Genomic DNA, 13,842 nt, shown 5'->3' with positions numbered 1-13,842 from the left:
CGATTCGGCATGGCTCCCTCCTCAGTCCCTGCCGCGACCATTGCCCGGGTGGCGGTGATCGGAGCTACCGGCTATGGCGGTCTGCAGACCCTGCGGTTGCTGCATCAGCATCCGCAGCTGCAGGTGACCTACCTCGGCGGTGAACGCAGTTCCGGCAAGCGCTGGCGCGATCTGGTGCCGTTCCTTCCCTTGCCGGGGGATCCAGTGGTCCAGTCACCCGATCCCGAGGCGATCGCGGCGGCGGCGGATCTGGCGGTGCTCAGCCTGCCGAATGGCCTGGCAGCCCAACTGGTGCCGCCTTTGCTGGAGCGGGGCGTGAAGGTGGTCGATCTCTCCGCCGACTACCGCTACCGCTCCCTCAGCCAATGGCAGGAGGTCTACGCCACCGAAGCGCGCCAGGTTCCCCGCAGCGACACCGATCTGTGCCAGGAGGCAGTCTATGGGCTGGTGGAGTGGGCGGAAGAGCGCATTCGCGGCGCCCGGCTGGTGGCGGCGCCCGGCTGCTTCCCCACCGCCAGCCTGCTGGGCCTGCTTCCCTTTCTGCAGCAGGGTCTGATCGAGACCCGCGGCATTGTGATCGATGCCAAGACGGGCACCTCCGGCGGTGGTCGGGCCGCCAAGGAGCACCTGTTGCTGGCGGAGGCCAGCGAAGCGGTGGCCCCCTACGGCGTGGTGGGTCACCGCCACACCAGTGAGATCGAGCAGCTGGCCGGTGAAGCTGCCGGGCGTGCCATCCAGCTGCAGTTCACGCCGCACCTGATGCCGATGGTGCGGGGTCTGCTGGCCACGGTGTACGGGCGGCTGCGGGATCCGGGCCTCACCGCCGACGACTGCACCACCGTGCTGGCCGCCGCCTACCGCCATGCCGACTGCGTCGAGGTGCTGCCGGTGGGGACCTATCCCTCAACCAAATGGGTGCGGGGCACCAACCGAGCTCTGATCAGCGTGCAGGTGGATCCGCGCACCGGCCAGCTGATCGTGATGAGCGCCGTCGACAACCTGATCAAGGGCCAGGCGGGCCAGGGGGTGCAGTGCCTCAACCTGATGGCGGGCCTGCCGGCCGCCACTGGGCTCCCCCTGCTGCCGTTCTACCCCTGAGACGCTGGGCGGCGATGGCGACCCCCAGCGGCAGGATGCGGTGCTCCTGGATCTGAATACGCGCAGCTAGGCTGCCGCGATCATCACCGTCGAGCACCGGAACGGCGGCCTGGATCAGGATCCGGCCACTGTCCACCTCCTCGCAGACCAGGTGAACGGTGCAGCCCGCCAGTCGCACCCCTGCATCCAGGGCCTGCCCCACCGCATCGACGCCGCGGAAGCTGGGCAGCAGTGAAGGGTGGATGTTGACCAGTCGATCGGGATAGGCGGCGATCAGCACCGGTGTGACGATCCGCATCCAGCCTGCCATCACCACCAGGTCCACCTGCGCGTCCTGGAAGCTCTCGCTCAGGGCCCTGTCGAGCGCTTCGCGGCTGGGCTGAAGCCGATGGTCGAGGGTGTGGCAGGGGATGCCCAGCCGCTCAGCCCGCTGCGCCGCGCCGCAACCGGGGTTGTTCACCACCAGACGCTCCACCGTGCCGTGCAGCACCCCGCTGCGGCAGGCGTGCACAAGAACCTCGAAGTTGGTGCCGTTGCCCGACGCCATCACCCCCAGCCGCAGGGGAGGGTGCCGCTCAGACTCGGATCGGGGCTGGGATTGGGACGGCGGTTGTGGCAATGGCCACTGGATTGCCAGTCCGGAATCGCTAGTGTTTAACGAAGCGGGCCTGGTGTCCATGTCCCATCTCTCCATCCTGCCCACGGTGCTGCGCGATGTCGATTGCCTGGCAGCCAGTCTGACTTCCATGGGTTTTGAGCCCCGCTGGGGGGGTGTTCTCAAGGGTTTCGCCGGCGAGAGTGAGCCAGTGCAACTACAGGTGAAGCTTGGTTCTCACGGCATTCTGGGCTGGGCTCCAGCTGCGGATGGAAGCCTCGCCCTTGTGGGCGATCTCCAGCGGATCAGCCGTTCGCGAACGCTGCAGCGCCTGCTCTCCGAGCTCACCCGCCACTACGCCAGCCGCCTGGCCCTGCTGGAAGCCCAGGCCTCCTTTGATGGTGCCAGCGTGACGCTCGTTCCCTGATCCGCGGCTGCCGGTGCCTCTGCTGACGCTGGATCTTTCGGAGCCCCATCAGCATCTGGTGCGGGCCAGGCTGTCGTTCAAACCGCGAACGGATTGCCTCCGTTTCAGCTTGCCGCGCTGGACACCCGGTTCCTATCTGTTGCGGGAGTACGTGCGCCACCTGGAGGGCTTGCAGGTGGTGCAGGCCGCCCGAGTTCTGCAGCCCCGCCGGCTGGGGCCGAGTCTCTGGCAGCTTGATGGGGTGGGTCCGGAAGACCTGACGATCGCGTACACGCTCCAGGCCACCGAGCTGACGGTGCGAACCTGTCACCTCTCCGGCGACCACGGCTTTCTCGCTCTGGCGGCGGTGCTCCTGCTGGTGGACGGCGAACGCTGGTCTCCCCATGACCTGGAGCTGCGCTTGCCGGACGGGTGGGAGCCCTTTGTGCCCCTGCCGCGCAACGACCGGGGCCACTGGTGCGCCTCCGATGCTGATCAGCTGATCGACACGCCGGTCGAAGCCGGTCCCCACCCCTGCCATGGTTTCACGGTGGCTGGGGTGCCCCACCGCTGGGTGGGCTGGGGCGGTGATCTGCCGGCACTGGATCAGGCCTGGCTAAGCGATGTGGAGAAGGTCTGCCTGGCCTGCTGCCGCCTGATGGGCGAAGCGGCACCGGCAGCACCGGACTATCTGTTCGTGCTCCATCTGCTGGACAATGGCTATGGCGGCCTGGAGCACGACCGCAGCACCGTGCTGCAGTACGGCCGCCGTGCCCTGGCCAGGCCCGATGGCCGGCGCAAATTGCTGCAGCTCGTGGCGCACGAATACCTGCACCAGTGGAACGTGCGGCGCCTGCGCCCGGCGGAACTGACGCCGATCGATTACGGCACTGCTGCAATCGTGCCTACCCTCTGGTTTGCCGAGGGCGTGACCAGTTACTTCGACCAATTCCTGCCCCTGCTGGCCGGCTGCAGCGACGAAACCGCCTTGCTGGAGGATCTCGGTGCCGACCTGAGCCGGTACCGCCTCAATCGAGGGCGGCGGGTGCAAAGCCTGCGGAGTAGTAGTGAGGAGGCCTGGGTCAAGCTCTATCGAGCCGATGCCTATTCCCCCGACAACCAGGTGAGCTATTACCTCAAGGGTGCTGTGCTCGCCCTGGTGCTCGATCTGCACCTGCGGCGCTCCGGCTCCTGCCTGGCCCGGGTGCTTCGGAGGCTCTGGATGATGCTCGGTCGCTGCGGACGGGGATACCGCGAGGCCGATCTGCTTGAAGCCTTCACTGCTGAGGCTGCCGATCTGGCTGCCCTGCTGCCTCGCTGGCTTGAGGGCACGACCGAGGCGGAGGAACCGGATCTGGATGGCTACCTTGCCAGTGTGGGCCTGCAGCTGCTGCCGGAACTGCAGGATCACCCCGATCTCGGGATCACTGTTGATGAGGCGAGCCCCGGGGTGATCCGCGTCAAGGGGGTGGTGCGGGGCGGCGCGGCCGAGCAGGCCGGCCTTGATGTGGGCGATGAGCTTCTGGCGGTGGATGGCCAGCGTCTCCGGGCTGTCGCAGATCTGGAGACCATCTGGAACGATCCCCTGCGTCCTGCCTGGAATGCAGCTGCGGACGACGCTGGGGCTCCGGTCGCAGCGATCCCAGCCTTGGAGTTGCTGGTCTGCCGCGATGGACTGGTCCGTTCCTGTTGGCTGCAGCCGGGGCCGCCGGCGGTGAAGAGCTGGTCTTTGCAAGCGGATCCCTCCGCCGGGGCCGCTGCCCTTGCCCAACGCACCGCCTGGTTCGGGGTGGTGCCATGAGGCGGGCCCGCGTGGTGCTGCGGCGGCGTTGGCGCCGCTGGAGCTCTCCCTCTGCCACCGTGATCGCCCCTCCGGCCCTGGTGGCCATCGCTGCTGCCGGGCTGCTTGGCCTGGGCGGACTGGGCTGGATGGCGCGCCAGCTGATCGCCTCTGCCAGCGGCGCGGAGGGACGCCCCTCTCTGCTGGAGATTCTTCAGGAGGTCCGCCAGCCGCCGATGGCGCCGGAAGCAGGCCGGCGTCAGGCTCCACCACCACCCCAGAGGCAGGCCTGGCGTTCGCCTTTGCGCCCCTCCTGCGCGCCACCTGCCGAGGCCCTGCGCCAGCGCCTGGAGAATCGCCTGGTTGTTCTGCAGAACACGCCCCATCGCGTGGCCATTGATCCCAGCAATTTCGGCCAACGTTTCGATCACGATGCCTTCGGCAATCCGGTGGGTTCCACCCCGAAGGTGGTGGTGCTGCATGAGACGGTCTACGGCATCGGCTCGGCCCTCAACACCTTCCTCACCCCCCATCCGAACGACGATGACCAGGTCAGCTACCACACCCTGATCGGCGGTGATGGCGCGGTGCTGAACACGGTGGATCCGTCCCTGCGGGCCTTCGGGGCCGGCAATTCCGCCTTCAATGGCCTCTGGGTGATCACCAATCCCAGGGTGAGTGGCTCGGTCAATAACTTCGCTCTGCATCTCAGCCTCGAAACGCCGCTGGATGGTGAAGACAACGACCCATCCCACAGCGGCTACAGCTCCGCCCAGTACGACGCCATGGCCGTGGTGCTGACCGACTGGATGCGGCGGTTTGGCTTTCCGGCCCAGAACATCACCACTCACCGCTACGTGGATCTGGGCGGTGAGCGGGGCGATCCCCGCAGCTTCGACTGGCGGGCACTTGAGGTCCGGCTGGCGGCTCTCGGGATGCTCTGTCCATCCCGCTGAGGCCAGCCCAGCGGTCTTGAACCTGAGAGCTGCTGGATCAGATCAGCGGAGGGAGCTGCTTGCGGCGGTTGCCGTAGAGGAGGGCGTGGAGCTCAGGGTCCTGCATGTAGCGCAGCACCCGTGCGGGATAGTCCAGCTTGCCGTTGTGCAGGTAGGCCAGGGTGGCGAGAGCCTTGGCTTCCTGGGGGGAGCGGCTCGCGATCGGCGGGAGGGGAGCGGTCAGTTCCAGTTCCTTCTGGAGGCGCTCGAACTTGCCCACCAAGAGGGTCACGTTCTGCTCCGGGTCCAGCAACGCATCGCGAGCCGCCTCCAATTGCTCCGGTGTCGCATCGGCAGGGAGCAGGCCCTGGTGCACCATCTCCCCTAATCCAAGCTGGGCTGGGCCGAGAGTGCTGAACAGGCCGGAATGGGCTGCGATCGGGTGGCTTTCGCCTGGCTTGGCGTGCTGCATCTCATCGAACAGCACGGCAGCCACGAGCATCGGATTGACGCGGCGTCGCAGGGACTCACTCAGGATCACCGGCCGCAGCTCCTCCAGGCGGGTGAGGGTGTGGGAGCGGAGCGGTTCGAGCTGGTCGAGGCCTTCGGTGAGCAATTGGGCCAGGCGTGGCTGAGGTCCATGGACCCCGAAGCGCTTCTGCAACTCCCGCAGTTCCTCGGGGGTGAAATCGATCGGATTGACCCGCTGGCCCTCAGTGACTGAGCCGACAGCAGCGCGACTGTCGCCGCTGATGGTGCTGCTCTGATCCGGAGCGTTGATCAGGGATTCCAGGGGGTGTTGCGCTTCGCCAACACCACCCAAGGCGGTGGCGAGCAGCACTGTGGCGGCTGCAAGCTCACATCGACGCTTCCGACCAGGTCGTCCGGTGGCGGGAGACGCGGAATGTTCTGCGGTGCCTGGCCCTGAGCAGAGCGAAGGAGCACCTGAGACTTCTCCGGAGACACGATGGTGCAGGAAACGCAGCACGAAGGGGGAGAGTCCTGAAGGGGAACTGGGAGTCTTTAACAGAAAGTTTAAAGAGATTCGGCCCCATCTCTGAGCAGGAGTGTGCGGTTGCGGTTCTTCTCGCCCCCCCGATACCGTCGATTTGATCACCGCAGGCGGTTCCAGGCCCCATGTCCCAGCTTCCCGCTTTCAACGGCCACGATCCGGCGACCCAGTGGGACCGCTTCTGCGCCCTGCTCTGGCACGACGAGGCCCTGGGCTTCTGGCTGGATGTGAGCCGCATGGCGCTCGATCAGCCCGGCCTTGACGCTCTTCGTCCACGCTTTGCCCAGGCCTTTGAGGCGATGGCGGCCCTGGAGGCCGGAGCCATCGCCAACCCCGACGAACAGCGCATGGTGGGGCACTACTGGCTGCGGGCACCGCAGCTGGCCCCCAATGCCGAGAGCGGCGCCCACATCGCCGGCGAAGTGGACCAGATCGAGACCTTTGGACGCCGCATCCTCGCCGGGGAGCTGATGGCCCCCTGCGGCCGCCCCTTCACGGATGTGCTGTGGATCGGCATCGGCGGTTCGGGGCTGGGGCCGCTGCTGATCATCCGCGCCCTTCAGGAGCAGGAGGCGGGCCTGCCCTTCCACTTCTTCGACAACGTCGATCCCCAGGGGATGAGCCGCACCCTGCGGGCCCTGGAGGAGCGGCTGACCACCACCCTGGTGATCGTCGTCAGCAAGTCCGGCGGAACGCCGGAACCGAGGCTGGGCATGCAGCAGGCCCGAGCCCGCCTCGAGAGCCGCGGCGGCACCTGGGTCGCCCAGGCCGTGGCCGTGACCATGCAGGGCAGCCAGCTCGACCGCCTCGCCGAGCAGGAGGGCTGGTTGCAGCGCTTCGACATGTTCGATTGGGTCGGCGGGCGGACCAGCATCACCAGCGCCGTGGGTCTGCTGCCCGGGGCCCTGGCGGGTGCAGACATCCGCTCCTTCCTCGGCGGCGCCGCCGCGATGGATGAAGCCACGCGGGTGGCCCGCCTCGAGAGCAATCCCGCTGCCCTGATGGCCGCCTCCTGGCACCAGGCGGGTGAAGGCCATGGCGCCCGCGACATGGTGGTGCTCCCCTACCGCGATCGCCTCGAGGTGTTCAGCCGCTATCTGCAGCAGCTGGTGATGGAGTCGCTCGGCAAGCAGCGCGATCGCGCCGGCCAGATCGTCAACCAGGGCATTGCCGTGTACGGCAACAAGGGCTCCACCGATCAGCACGCCTATGTGCAGCAGCTCCGCGATGGGGTCGACAACTTCTTCGTCACCTTCATCGAAGCCCTCGATGATCCGGCCGATATCGAACCGGTTGAGGGAGATCGTCCCGGTGACTTTCTCGAGGGCTTCCTGCAGGGCACCCGCTCAGCACTGATGGAAGGAGGACGGCAATCCATGGCGATCACCCTGCGTCGCTTCGATGCCCGAGCTCTCGGTGCCCTGATTGCCTTGTTCGAGCGGGCCGTGGGCTTCTACGCCGAACTGGTCAACATCAATGCCTACGACCAGCCCGGTGTCGAGGCCGGCAAGAAGGCGGCCGCGGTGATTCTGTCGCTGCAGGAGCAGCTCGAAGGCCGCCTTGCCGATGGCCAGCCCCGCTCCCTGGCTGCCCTCCAGAACGAACTCGGATCGGACAGTCCCGAACCACTCTTCTGGATCCTGCGTCACCTCTGCGGCAACGACCGCGGCTATCAGGCGGATGGGAACTGGGGCGAGCCGGCCTCCCTGGTGTTCCGTCGCGCCTGAGCCTCAGGGCACCAGGTTCACCAGCTTGCCCGGCACCACGATCACCCGACGCGGTGCCTGACCCTGGAGCCACCTGGCGGCGATGTCGCTGGCCAGGGCCAGGCGTTCCAGGGTGGCGGCATCGGCATCCGCCGGCACCTCCAGGTTGCCGCGCACCTTGCCCTTGACCTGGATCACCAGGGGGATGGTGCTGCGCACCAGGGCTGAGGCGTCGGCAGTCGGCCAGGGCTGGGCGTGGATGCTGGTGGTGGCCAGGTCATCGCTGTCGCGGCGGCCGCCGAGTTTCAGCCACAGCTCCTCGGCCAGATGCGGCGCGAACGGCGCCAGCAGCAGCACCAGGGTGCGCAGGGCTTCGGCGGCGAAGGCGTCGCCACTGGCCGCCAGATGGCTGGCCATGGCATTGCTGAGCTTCATCAGCTCCGACACGGCCGTGTTGCACTGCAGCTCCTCGCCGGTCAGGTCATCAGTCACGGCGGCGATGGCGGTATGCACCGCCCGGCGCAGCTCCCGTTCGTCGTCCAGGAGGCCAGGGCTGCCCCCTGACGCCGCGATCGCCTCTGCCACGGCCTCCGCGTTGCCGGCCCCAGCGGCCAGGCTCAGACCTCGCTCCGCAGCGGCATCCACCAGGCGCCAGATCCGCTGCAGGAAGCGATACTGACCCTCCACATCGGCGTCGTCCCATTCGAGATCCTTCTCGGGTGGCGCCTTGAAGAGGATGAACATGCGCGCCGTGTCGGCGCCATAACGGTCGATCACCACGGATGGATCAACACCGTTGTATTTCGACTTCGACATCTTCTCGTAGAAGACCTCCAGAACCTCGCCGGAGATCGGGTCGCGCGGATCGGTGGGGTCAGCCACATCCGCCGGCGCGATGTACTTGCCGCTGTGGGGATTCTTGTAGGTGATCCCCTGCACCATGCCTTGGGTGAGGAGGCGTTTGAAGGGCTCATCGAAGCCCAGCAGACCGCGATCACGCAGCACCTTGGTGAAGAAGCGGGAGTAGAGCAGATGCAGGATGGCGTGTTCGATGCCACCCACGTACTGATCCACAGGCAACCAGGCATCCACCGCCTCGCGGCTGAAGGGAACCTGCGTGTTGCCGGCGTCGCTGTAGCGGAGGAAATACCACGAGGAACACATGAAGGTGTCCATGGTGTCGGTCTCGCGGCGGGCGGGTTTGCCGCAGCAGGGGCAGTCCACCGTCACCCAGTGCTCCAGCTGGGCCAGGGGCGAGCCGCCCCTGCCGGCCAGCGCTATGCCCTGGGGCAGCTCCACCGGAAGCTGCTCGGCTGGCACCGGCACCACACCGCAGGTTTCGCAGTGGATCACCGGAATCGGACAGCCCCAGTAGCGCTGACGCGAGATCAGCCAATCGCGCAGGCGGAACTGCACCTTGCCCGTGCCCCATCCCTGTTGCTCCGCCGCCGCAGTGATGGCCTGTTTGGCCTCGCGGCTCGGCATCCCATCGAACGGGCCGGAATGGATCAGCACCCCCGATTCGGTCCAGGCGCCTCCCTCGAAGGCGTGCTCATCGCTGCCTTCGGGAATGATCACCTGCCGCACCGGTAGTTCGTATTGGCGTGCAAAGACGAAGTCCCGATGGTCGTGGGCGGGCACGCCCATCACGGCGCCGGTGCCGTACTCCGCCAGCACGTAGTCGGCGATCCAGAGGGGGATCAGGCCCCCCGTGGCGGGGTTGCGCACCATGGCACCGATCGGCACGCCCCGTTTGGGCTTGTCTTCGGCGGTGCGCTCCTGTTCGCTCTGGCGGCTTACGAGTGCGCAGAAGGCTTCCACGTGGATCGCCTGCTCCGCAGTGGTGAGCTGGGCCACCAGGGGATGCTCCGGCGCAAATACCACATAGCTGGCGCCGTAGATCGTGTCCGGCCGGGTCGTGAACACGGTGATCCGTTCACCGCTGGGCTCTCCCCTGGCGTCCACGACCTCGAAGCTGAGTTCAGCTCCGGTGCTGCGGCCGATCCAGTTGGCCTGCATGGTGCGGACCCGCTCCGGCCAACCCTGCAGCGTGTCGAGGTCGTCCAGCAGCTGGTCGGCGTAGGCGGTGATCTTCAGGAACCACTGGCGCAGCTTGCGCTTCTCCACAAGGGCGCCGGAGCGCCAGGAGCGGCCTTCACCGTCTACCTGTTCGTTGGCCAGCACCGTCTGGTCGATCGGGTCCCAGTTCACGGTGGCGTCCTTCTGGTACGCCAGACCGGCGTCGAGGAACTGCAGGAACAGCCACTGGGTCCAGCGGTAGTAATCGGCGTGGCAGGTGGCCACCTCGCGCTCCCAGTCGATCGAGAGGCCCAGCTGGTTGAGCTGGGCGCGCATCGAGGCGATGTTCTGGTCGGTCCAGGTGCCGGGCTCCACGCCTCGCTCGATGGCGGCGTTCTCGGCCGGCAGGCCGAAGGCGTCCCAGCCCATCGGATGCAGCACCGCCTTGCCCCGCATCCGGGCCGCCCGGGCAATCACATCGGTGATCACGTAATTGCGCACATGCCCCATGTGCAGATTCCCTGAGGGATAGGGGAACATCGACAGGGCGTAGAAATTCTCACCGTTGCCTGGCTCCGGCGTGCGGTGCAGCTGGTGGCGATCCCAGAGCTCCTGCCAGCGCGTTTCGAGGGCCTGCGGCTGGTAACGGGAGGAATCGGTCACGGCGGAATCGGTCACGGCGCGGGCCCGGCCGTGGAAGACGGGCCGCAGGGCAGCCTGTGATCGTGCCACAGGCCTGCTGGCTCAGCCTGGTGGTCCCTGCTGATCCCATGGGTCAGCCGAGGGCGCGGAGCATGCTGATGGAGCGGCGGTTGATCAGCATCAGTGGCCGGCCGTCCTCGTGCTGCAGCCCGATGTATTCGAGGTCCTGCCAGAGGATGACGCCCTCCAGTTCGCTGCCGCTCTGGATCAGCACGCTGACGGGCTTGTGTTCCCGGATCATGTCCTGAATGTGGCGGATGCCCGGCTGGGTGGTGTCGAGAATCGGTCCGCGGCGGTCGGTGTACGGGTTGTCCATGGCGGGCGCACGGGCTGTTCGGCTGCCGGGCTGGTGGGGCGCCCTTCCTAGGATCACCCTCAGCTCCTGTCGCGCACCATCGTGCTCCAGTTCAGCAAGTACCAAGGCCTGGGCAACGATTTCCTGATGCTCGACGGGCGCAACGCCCCCGAGGAGGACGACAGCCTGGGCCTCACCTCCGAGCTGGTGCGCCGTCTCTGCGATCGGCGCTTCGGTGTGGGCGGCGACGGGGTGATCCTGGCCCTGCCTCCGGGCCAGGGGGGAGAGCTGCGGATGCGGATCTTCAACGCCGACGGCACCGAACCGGAGATGTGTGGCAACGGCATCCGCTGTCTGGCCCGCTTCCTGGCTGACAGCGATGGCGATCAACCGGGCCGCCAGTGGCAGATCGAGACCCTGGCGGGCCGGATCGTGCCGGAGCTTCAGGAGGACGGCACGATCCGGGTGGACATGGGCAGGCCCCTGCTCGACCCCGAGGCGGTCCCGACCACCCTGCCCGTGGGCGAGGCCGGCATCCCCCAGGGGGATCTGGAGGCCGCTGGCTACACCTTTTCGGTCGGCGCTGCCGGCATGGGCAATCCCCATGTGGTGATCCCGGTCACCGATGTGGCGCTGGTGGAGCTGGACAGCTTCGGCGCGGCGCTGGAGGTGCATCCGGCCTTCCCCGCCCGCACCAACGTGCACTTCGTACAAGTGCTCTCCCCCACCCATCTGGTGATGCGGGTGTGGGAGCGCGGCGCCGGGCCCACCCTGGCCTGCGGCACCGGTGCCTGCGCCACCCTGGTGGTCTGCCACCGGCTCGGCCTCAGCGAACGCCGCGCCCGGCTCGATCTGCCCGGTGGGCCCCTGGAGATCGACTGGGACGAGGCCACGGACCATCTGTTCATGACCGGTCCGGCCGAGGCCGTCTTTGACGGCGTGGTGGCTCCAGCCCTGCTGGATCTTGATCAGTACGGTCCGGGCGAGCAGGGTTCTGTCGAACCGGAACCATCACCTCCTGCCCCTTCTGCTGCAGCTGCTGCTGAGGTTGCAGATCCAGATCCAGAGGCTGTTGCCACAAGCCCTACCTCTGCCCTGCCCGAGGTCAACTGTGCCGTGGTCTGTGTGAACGGCTGTGTGCGGCCGGATGCCTGCCCCAGCGCCGAGGCCCGCGCCCGCGTGGCGGCCCTGCTGGAAAGCCGCTCCCTCGACGACCTGGTCGCGATCGCCACCAACTCCCTGGACGACCGCACCCGGGCACGGATCGAAGCGAATGGTCCCCTTGGCGGCTGAGGTCTACCTCGACGCCTGTGCCACCAGTCCGCCGGCTCCGGCGGTGCTGGCGGCCATGGCTGCCGCTGACGCGGAGGCCTGGGCCAATCCCTCCAGCCTGCATGGCTACGGCCTGGCGGCGGCCGAGCGGCTGGAGCGCAGCCGGTTCTCGATCGCCACCCATCTGGGGGTGGAGCCCGATCGGCTGGTGTTCGTCTCCGGCGGCAGTGAAGCCAACCATGCGGCCCTGCTCGGCATGGCGGCTCGAATGCATCCGGGCCGGCTGCTGATTTCTTCAGTCGAGCACCCGGCTCTGGCAGCGGCGGCAGCCCGGCTCCAGGCCCGTGGCTGGCAGGTGCAGGCCCTGCCTGTCGATCGTCGTGGGGTGGTACGCCTGGATCGGCTCGAAGAGCTGCTTCAACCCCCGACCCGGCTGGTCTCGGTGATCTGGGGCCAGAGCGAGGTGGGGGCACTGCAGCCGATCGAGGCCATTGGCGCCGGCTGCCGAGCCGCTGGAGTGCCGTTCCATACCGATGCGGTCCAGGTGGTGGGACACCGCGGCGTCGATCTGGGTCGCCTGCCGGTCGACCTGCTCAGCCTCACCGCCCACAAGTTGCAGGGACCACGGGGGATCGGTGCTCTGGTCCTGGCGCCGGGGGTGGAGATCGACCCCCTGATCGGCGGCGGCGGCCAGGAGGGCGGGCGCCGGGGCGGAACCGAGCCGGTGGCCCTCGCCGCCGGCTTCGCCACCGCACTGGATCTGGCCGCTGCGCGGCTGCACGGCCATGGTGGCCTCGATCCGCTTCTCCCCCTGCGTGACCGCCTGCTGGAGACACTGCTGAGGCTCGAGGGAGTGCGACTCAGCGGGCCCGATCCCGCCGATCTCGATGGACGCCTGCCCCACCACATCAGTCTCCTGGTTTCCGATGTCGCTGGCCGCCCGCTGGCGGGCCGTGATCTGGTGCGGGCGCTGTGGCGCCACGGCTATGCGGTGAGCAGTGGTTCGGCCTGCAGCAGTTCCGTCCGCGGAAGTTCTGTACGGAGCAGGTCTACCCGCACCGCTGGCTCCGGCGGGGATCCTCGGCTGCTGCGCCCGGATGCCAGCCCCGTGCTGCTGGCGATGGGGTACAGCCCGGATGAGGCGGCCAGCGGCCTGCGTCTCAGCCTCGGCCCCTGGCTGAGCCAGGCGGATCTGGAGGGATTCCCGGCGGCATTGCAGCGGGCCCGTGCCGACCTCACAGCGGTTTCAGCCGGCAATGACGGGCGGGCTGGGTAGGGTCGCGCCGATCCCGCCCCTTGCCGATGCTTCCCGCCGATCTGCGCGCCGCCGAGTCGCAGGCCCTCGAGGCGCTGAAGGCCGCGCTCCTCGCCGACGCCAAGGGCCGCTGGACCGTGGAGTGGCGCTTTGAAGGGTTGCGGGTGCTGCCGGTGGTGCTGCGGCTGGCCGCAGCGTTGCAGGAGGCGGGCCAGGAGTTGCGGCTGCTGTTCAGCGATGCCGGTGCCACCGCCCTGGCGAAGCGTGATGCTCCTGATCTGGCCGGTTGCATCGCCAGTTTCAGCGACCAGATCCGCAGCCAGAGTGAGGCCCCGGGCAACGAGCTGCTGCTCCTGGTGGGTGCCAGCCAGGCGGACTATGAGCTGGTGGAGCAGGTCTGCGGCGGCCATCGCGGCGCCGTGGTGCTGGTGAACGGGTCCCTGGAGGATGCGGCGGTGGGGATCGGCAGCGTCGCCCGGGAGCGGCGGCGGGGCTTCCTCGCCGGCTGGCAGAGCGCCTACGCGCTGCTTCCCCAGGCGGAGGCGACCCTGAGGCGCGCCTATCCCGACCCCTGGGAGCTCTACCGCCTCGATCCCGATGGCTACCGCCTCTGCACCACCTTCGAGCAGAAGCCCGATGCCGAGCAGCAGGCCCTCGCCCTGGCCGGAGAGGAGGGCCTCGATCTGGGCGGACAGATGCGGGTGCTGGATCAGTTCATCGAAGGCCTGCGCAACTGAGGCCAGCGGGTCTGTGCCACGGAAGCCAGT

At 67.9% G+C, this 13,842-nt stretch carries 12 protein-coding genes; 8 read left to right on the top strand and 4 right to left on the bottom strand.

Going from position 1 to position 13,842, the window contains the following annotated elements; genetic code table 11:
• Positions 1-9: 9 nt before the first annotated feature.
• Complete coding sequence (argC, locus tag H8F26_RS16665) at positions 10-1,098, top strand: N-acetyl-gamma-glutamyl-phosphate reductase (protein ID WP_197155862.1); 1,089 nt, start codon at positions 10-12, stop codon at positions 1,096-1,098.
• Here argC and purN read toward each other — a convergent pair.
• On the bottom strand, positions 1,037-1,645 hold the full coding sequence (gene purN, locus H8F26_RS16660; protein WP_231597916.1) for a phosphoribosylglycinamide formyltransferase: 609 nt from the start codon (positions 1,643-1,645) through the stop codon (positions 1,037-1,039). The genes argC and purN overlap by 62 nt on opposite strands.
• A gap of 130 nt (positions 1,646-1,775) precedes the next feature.
• On the opposite strand from purN, the gene H8F26_RS16655 reads away from it, so the two are divergent.
• Genes H8F26_RS16655 through H8F26_RS16645 form a run of 3 tightly spaced genes read left to right on the top strand, consistent with a single transcriptional unit; the run spans position 1,776 to position 4,835 of the window.
• A complete protein-coding gene (locus tag H8F26_RS16655; protein WP_197155858.1) occupies positions 1,776-2,120 on the top strand; it encodes a DUF1257 domain-containing protein in 345 nt (114 codons plus the stop codon).
• Positions 2,121-2,133: 13 nt separating this feature from the next.
• A complete protein-coding gene (locus H8F26_RS16650; protein WP_197155856.1) occupies positions 2,134-3,900 on the top strand; it encodes a M61 family metallopeptidase in 1,767 nt (588 codons plus the stop codon).
• Positions 3,897-4,835, top strand: a complete 939-nt coding sequence (locus H8F26_RS16645; protein ID WP_231605309.1) for an N-acetylmuramoyl-L-alanine amidase — start codon at positions 3,897-3,899, stop codon at positions 4,833-4,835. Before H8F26_RS16650 ends, H8F26_RS16645 begins: the two co-directional genes overlap by 4 nt.
• A gap of 37 nt (positions 4,836-4,872) precedes the next feature.
• On the opposite strand, the gene H8F26_RS16640 is transcribed toward H8F26_RS16645, so the two are convergent.
• Positions 4,873-5,655: a helicase DnaB gene (locus H8F26_RS16640; RefSeq protein WP_370594637.1), complete on the bottom strand. Its 783-nt coding sequence runs from the start codon at positions 5,653-5,655 to the stop codon at positions 4,873-4,875.
• A gap of 296 nt (positions 5,656-5,951) precedes the next feature.
• Here H8F26_RS16640 and H8F26_RS16635 point away from each other — a divergent pair, with 296 nt between their 5' ends.
• On the top strand, positions 5,952-7,553 hold the full coding sequence (locus H8F26_RS16635; protein WP_197155854.1) for a glucose-6-phosphate isomerase: 1,602 nt from the start codon (positions 5,952-5,954) through the stop codon (positions 7,551-7,553).
• Between the two features lie 3 nt (positions 7,554-7,556).
• Here H8F26_RS16635 and leuS read toward each other — a convergent pair whose 3' ends face one another.
• Positions 7,557-10,262 carry a leucine--tRNA ligase gene (gene leuS, locus H8F26_RS16630; RefSeq protein WP_370594716.1) on the bottom strand — a complete coding sequence of 902 codons (2,706 nt, stop codon included), beginning with the start codon at positions 10,260-10,262 and terminating at the stop codon, positions 7,557-7,559.
• A gap of 64 nt (positions 10,263-10,326) precedes the next feature.
• A complete protein-coding gene (locus tag H8F26_RS16625; protein ID WP_197155852.1) occupies positions 10,327-10,569 on the bottom strand; it encodes a hypothetical protein in 243 nt (80 codons plus the stop codon).
• Between the two features lie 81 nt (positions 10,570-10,650).
• Here H8F26_RS16625 and dapF point away from each other — a divergent pair, with 81 nt between their 5' ends.
• Genes dapF through H8F26_RS16610 form a run of 3 tightly spaced genes read left to right on the top strand, consistent with a single transcriptional unit; the run spans position 10,651 to position 13,812 of the window.
• Positions 10,651-11,841, top strand: a complete 1,191-nt coding sequence (gene dapF / locus H8F26_RS16620) for a diaminopimelate epimerase (RefSeq protein ID WP_197155850.1) — start codon at positions 10,651-10,653, stop codon at positions 11,839-11,841.
• Complete coding sequence (locus H8F26_RS16615; protein WP_197155848.1) at positions 11,822-13,096, top strand: cysteine desulfurase family protein; 1,275 nt, start codon at positions 11,822-11,824, stop codon at positions 13,094-13,096. Before dapF ends, H8F26_RS16615 begins: the two co-directional genes overlap by 20 nt.
• Before the next feature lie 26 nt (positions 13,097-13,122).
• Positions 13,123-13,812, top strand: coding sequence for a DUF1995 family protein (locus H8F26_RS16610; RefSeq protein WP_197155846.1), 690 nt, complete (start codon positions 13,123-13,125; stop codon positions 13,810-13,812).
• The last annotated feature ends 30 nt before the right edge of the window (positions 13,813-13,842 follow it).

The organism is Synechococcus sp. CBW1006, assembly GCF_015840525.1.
Taxonomy (GTDB): domain Bacteria; phylum Cyanobacteriota; class Cyanobacteriia; order PCC-6307; family Cyanobiaceae; genus CBW1002.
This window is presented reverse-complemented; position numbering and strand designations above follow the sequence as displayed.